We start from the raw sequence: 5,053 nt of genomic DNA, 5'->3' as shown, positions 1-5,053 counted from the left end.
TGCTTCATGATCCATACTCCAATCAACGCAAGGAAAATGGAATCACAGAGCAGACCTCAATACCAGAGGGTTTTTCGAACCCTCCATCTGAACAACTGCTCATCAGGACAGGGCGTCCATAGTTTGTGTTGTCTCTGCCGGGCATCCGGTGACCGACCTGAAAAACGCGAGAAATATCTGATCGCGAGGAAAGGCCCCGGCCACGCTACCCTGCACAATCAGACCTGACCAGAGAGCGTAGAGCCCGATGGCGACCTGCCGGACCGGGAGTATAAGATGCAATCCATATAAATGGGTCAGTTCTTCAAGGAGAGCTGAGAACACGGCGTGGCAGGCCGACTTGCAATCATTGTAGCGGGCCGCGAACTGGCTATCCCGCTGGGCATGAAGTTGTAATTCGATCGAAAGCAGGGACCACTGTGGCTGCCCCGCCAGTTCAGCAAGGCGCACCGACAGCTGCGCAAGGGTCAGATTCAGGTCGGCCCCGCGCGCTCCCGAGACGAGTGTACGAAGCACCATGGCTTCTTCCTCGATATGCGCACGCATGATCTCTAGAAGCAGGTCATCCTTGGTTTTGAAATTCGAGTAGAACGCACCCTGAGAATGACCCGCCATGTCACAGATACGCCGAATGGATGCTGCCGCAACGCCCTCGGTCGCGATTGCAACATTGGCTGCCGTGATCAGACGATGACGGGTTTGTTCCTGTGTCTCTTTTCTCGTCAGTCGCATAAGCCCGCACGTAATTTAACGTTGAGTCCGAATATATGTGTCAGGATCACCAGAAGATATCCTGGCCATGGGTGTCGCCAGGATATCAGACTATTGTCCTCCCGCTACGGAGACCTACCTTTATGTTCGTTTCCACCCCAGATTAGCGCGAAATTTTTCCAGCCAGTCTGTTACTTTGTGCAGGGCCTCACTCCCCTTTCCAAACAAGCCGGACAGATCGTTTCCAAAATCATCGCCATCTGCCTCTTCTTTCTTCGGTAGAGGTGGCAGAATATGAGAGAAATAGGTTTTATCAAGAAGGCGGTGCAACAACCGCTCACCAGGGAATGGTTCCCCATTATTGATCGCTCTGGCCGCTTTGAATATTGTCCGGATATCATACTGCGTCGGACTGATATCCGGAACCTGTTTTGGTAGTTTAAGCAACGTATAGACCGCGATACGCGCCGTACGGACCGAGCTTTCCATTGTAAAAATAATGTCGTTGCTGGTCTCTACGAACTGACCAAGCAGACCAAGGTTCGTGCAGCCCTCGGGAACGACATGCGGCCGGTCTCCAGCAGCGCGCGGCATGAACTGTGCTGTAATATAAGGCATCAACGCCAGACGAACCTTCGTGTTCAGCGCAATGGCGTCCAGTTGCTCCACTATTCCGAGATGGTAGCAGAGTTCAGACAGAATTTCCCGACCGGTACAGGCGGGCATCGGCTTCTTCACATAATTGCCTTCCTTGTCCATCAGAAGAGCATAGACCCAGATCACCAGCACATCATCAGGCTGGGTCGGAAAATGTGGCTGACGATTGCAGGTGAAACTGAGCACCCAGTTTGAGTCGGTGAAGGTGATGACACCGCCCGTTACGGTCTTGCCCGAATAGGGATCGTTGACCGAGAGCTCCTTCAGTTTATCGACAAAAGGTGACGGCCGACAGGTCAGTGTCGCGGACTCCCACATTGAGCCTTTGACATCACCATAGAACTTATCCGGCCGACCAAAGACAGGAGATTTCCGGGCCAGATTGCGCCACAGCGTCCAGTCGCTCTCTTCCCCGGGCTCATGAAGGCCACGTTCCAGAACTGGCACCGTGTCCATGTCACCATAGGCCGTGCCTTCCGTCATGGAGCCGGTCAGGGCAAAAACCAGATCATTCGGATGAACAGGTATGGTGGTTTCCTGTCCATCGACCATGGCCCGCAGTCCGGTTACGGTCTTTTCGTCCCCGCGTATCTGAAGATCGACATCATGAACGCGCGTGTTGAACTGGATCTTCACGCCCTTGTCCTGCAACAGACGTGCCAGGGGGACGACGAAGCTGTCATACTGATTGTATTTCGGGAAAACGAGCGTCGACATGTCCGCCATCCCGTCGATCGCATCCAGGAAGCGATGCATGTACAGTTTCATTTCCAGCAGGCTCTGCCAGTTCTCGAAAGCGAACATCGATCGCCACAGGTACCAGAAATTCGTCTCGAAGAAGCTTTCGCTGAAATACGCCTCTATCGTGATGTCATCGAGGTCTTCCTTGCGCCTGAGCAAGAGGCGGATCAGTTCCCACTGATGCGATTTGCTGAGGCCCAGAGTCGCGAAATCACGAATTTTCCCCTGTTGGTGCATGAGGCGGGATTTGGAGTAATTGGGGTCATTATCGTTGACCTGCCGATATTCATCGAGAACACTAAAGCCCGCAGGGAGTTCAAGGGCTGGAACATCCTGGAACAGATCCCAGAAATTGTCGTAGTTCCAGTTCATCTCCCGGCCGCCGCGAACGATATAGCCCTCTTCGGCGTTACCCGCGCCGTCCAGTGACCCGCCGGCAATGTCCATCGTGTCGAGGATGGTGATGTCTTCACCTTTCATCCTGCCATCACGGATCATGTAGAATGCGGCGGCAAGCCCGGCAATGCCGCTGCCAATGATCCATGCCTTGCGGCCATCCACCGCCTCAACCGGCACAGGATGATTGCGCATATATGGCCCCATCATGTCAGGTGGAGGCAACGTGTCCTGCGGTCCCTTACGCCAATAGGTCGCCGTTGCATCGGTTTCGACAGTGAAGGCTCTGGTCGGGCTTTCTGAGCCTGAGGATACATTATCACTCATGACAATCCCTTTATTCTGGCACGACAGTCGGTCATCGCACTATCCGCACGGATGACGATATCATCTGATATTCAGATATCAAATGATATTCCGTTTCGATGCAATTTCCATACAGGTAACAGATTAAGGCAGGGCCAGATTTTCCCTTAGTCACAGACGGTCCATCCATGTTTCAGAAGCTGAAAACCCTGGACACCAACGCAGCCTGTCAATCAGTTTCCCCGGCCAACTCGCGACCGCCTGTGGCTTCAACCAGATCATTCAGCACAGTCTGAACGGCTAGAGACCGATACCTCTGACGACTTGTTACAATCCAGGCATCCGCCTGTTCGGGCGGATAGTCAGGCAGAATTTTGCATAATATCCCCTGCTTCAGGTCATTCGCGATCATGAAGTCCGGCAACAGGGCAATGCCATGACCAAGACGCGCCAACTGGTGCGCCACCAGCATGTTTCCGGCCGCGATGTTCCATCGCATGACGCACTCCCACCCACCGTCGAAACGCCAGGTATCCAGGCCGGCACTGGTCACGATCGCGTTATGCGCTGCAAGATCCGATGGCGAGAGTGGGGTTCCCGCCTGCGCAAGATAGGCAGGTGAGGCCACAAGAAGCCGCCGGACCATACACAGCCTTCGGGCAATAAGGTCACTGTCGCCCAGATTCCCCATGCGGACGGCAAGATCCACGCTCTCTCCTATAATGTTGATACGGCGCTCTGTCAGTTGCAGATCAACCTTCAGGTCCGGATAATCGGCCGTCAGCCTGACCAGATGCGGGGCAATCAGATACTGTCCAAGCGCCGCCGTTGTCGTGAGGGAAACACGCCCGGCAACCAGTTGCTCCCGCTCGGCAATCGCCCTTGCGGCATTACCCGCAGCCAGAATGGAAGGCTGTGCCATTTCATAGATGCGCCGCCCTTCGTCCGTCAGGGAGAGCGCTCGCGTGGACCGCCGGAACAACGATGTGCGCAACAGCAGTTCCAGATCAGCAAGGCGTCGGCTTACGGTAGATTTTGGCAGCCCCAACGCTTCTGCGGCGGCCGTAAAGCTTCCCGCTTCCGCAATTGTGACGAGAAGGGCCAGATCGTCCAGAGAAGGTTTCATTGTCCTGAAAATGGGATATTATCTTTCCAAAATCAAACCTTACCGGAACAGCCGCGCAGAATTACGATGACAGCACCCTTACTGAAGGAGGTTCCGTCATGATCGCGTTTTCTTCCGTTTATACACCAACCCAGGCCCGTCACGGCGGCGTCTTCTCGGCCCGTCAGTATCCCCGTCAGGCCTTCGGCAACATGATCGATCCGGTCCTCAATATTGACTGGTTCGAGATGAATGGGCCGACTTTTCCGCCCCACCCGCATGCCGGGTTCTCTGCCGTGACTTATGTTTTTGCGGACTCACCCAACGGTTTCATCAATCGGGACAGCATGGGTGATGTCATGGACATCCGTCCTGGCGGCCTGCACTGGAGCCGCGCGTCCAGCGGCATGATGCATGAAGAAGTGCCCATGCCTGGCGGCGGCCCAGCCCGAGGCCTGCAGATCTTCATCAACCTCCCGGCTGCAAACCAGCGTGATGAAGCAGCAGCTTTCTCTGTTCCTCCAGAACTGGTGGAAACCCGCTCAGGCCCGGGATGGAAGAGCCGGATTGCCGTCAACGGCACCACATTGGGCAAGACGGAACACGCCCTTCCCTCCCCTGTCCGGGTCGAAGAAATCACGCTCGACGGAGCGGCCAGACATTCCATTGAGGTGCCCGCCGGCTGGGGCGGCATCCTGGTCGTTATCGAAGGCAGGTGCGTCCTCGGTGAAACACCGCTGTCCGAGACACAGGCCATTGGCTTTGCGAGCAGTACGGAGAGCAGCTTCCAGGTCGAAACCTCTGCTGGCCCGGCCCGTCTTGTCGTGATCAGCGGCGCGCAGCTCAAACAGCCAGTGGTTGCGCATGGCCCACTCATGCTCGCCGATACAACGCTGTTACAGGAATCGTATCACCGCGTCAGTGGATTGCATCTGTAACACCAGCATCGTCTTTCATCTTGACCGAAACAGGAACATCGCCATGACAACATCTCGTATCCGCAACCGTTTCACGGCTGAAAACTCAGCCCTGCTCCTTATCGACCATCAGGTGGAGGGTTCGAAAAACCCTCTGGTATTGAGGTCTGCTCTGTGATTCCATTTTCCTTGCGTTGATTGGAGTATGGATCATGAAGCA

4 protein-coding genes are annotated in these 5,053 nt (G+C 55.1%); 1 reads left to right on the top strand and 3 read right to left on the bottom strand.

Features of this window, described 5'->3' with window-relative positions; all coding sequences use genetic code 11:
* Positions 1-102: 102 nt before the first annotated feature.
* The 3 genes from HNH97_RS16865 to HNH97_RS16855 all read right to left on the bottom strand — a co-directional run bounded on the left by HNH97_RS16865 (position 103) and on the right by HNH97_RS16855 (position 3,937).
* Positions 103-732: a TetR/AcrR family transcriptional regulator gene (locus tag HNH97_RS16865; RefSeq protein WP_010512257.1), complete on the bottom strand. Its 630-nt coding sequence runs from the start codon at positions 730-732 to the stop codon at positions 103-105.
* 120 nt (positions 733-852) lie between these two features.
* Positions 853-2,832 (bottom strand): oleate hydratase, encoded by a 1,980-nt coding sequence (locus HNH97_RS16860; protein WP_014106954.1) that lies wholly within the window; start codon positions 2,830-2,832, stop codon positions 853-855.
* Positions 2,833-3,040: 208 nt separating this feature from the next.
* Complete coding sequence (locus HNH97_RS16855) at positions 3,041-3,937, bottom strand: LysR family transcriptional regulator (protein WP_010512255.1); 897 nt, start codon at positions 3,935-3,937, stop codon at positions 3,041-3,043.
* Between the two features lie 98 nt (positions 3,938-4,035).
* On the opposite strand from HNH97_RS16855, the gene HNH97_RS16850 reads away from it, so the two are divergent.
* Positions 4,036-4,854, top strand: coding sequence for a pirin family protein (locus HNH97_RS16850; protein WP_010512254.1), 819 nt, complete (start codon positions 4,036-4,038; stop codon positions 4,852-4,854).
* Positions 4,855-5,053 lie beyond the last annotated feature (199 nt).

Origin of the sequence: Gluconacetobacter entanii, from assembly GCF_013155425.1 — a bacterium.
Classification (GTDB): Bacteria; Pseudomonadota; Alphaproteobacteria; order Acetobacterales; family Acetobacteraceae; genus Novacetimonas; species Novacetimonas entanii.
This window is presented reverse-complemented; position numbering and strand designations above follow the sequence as displayed.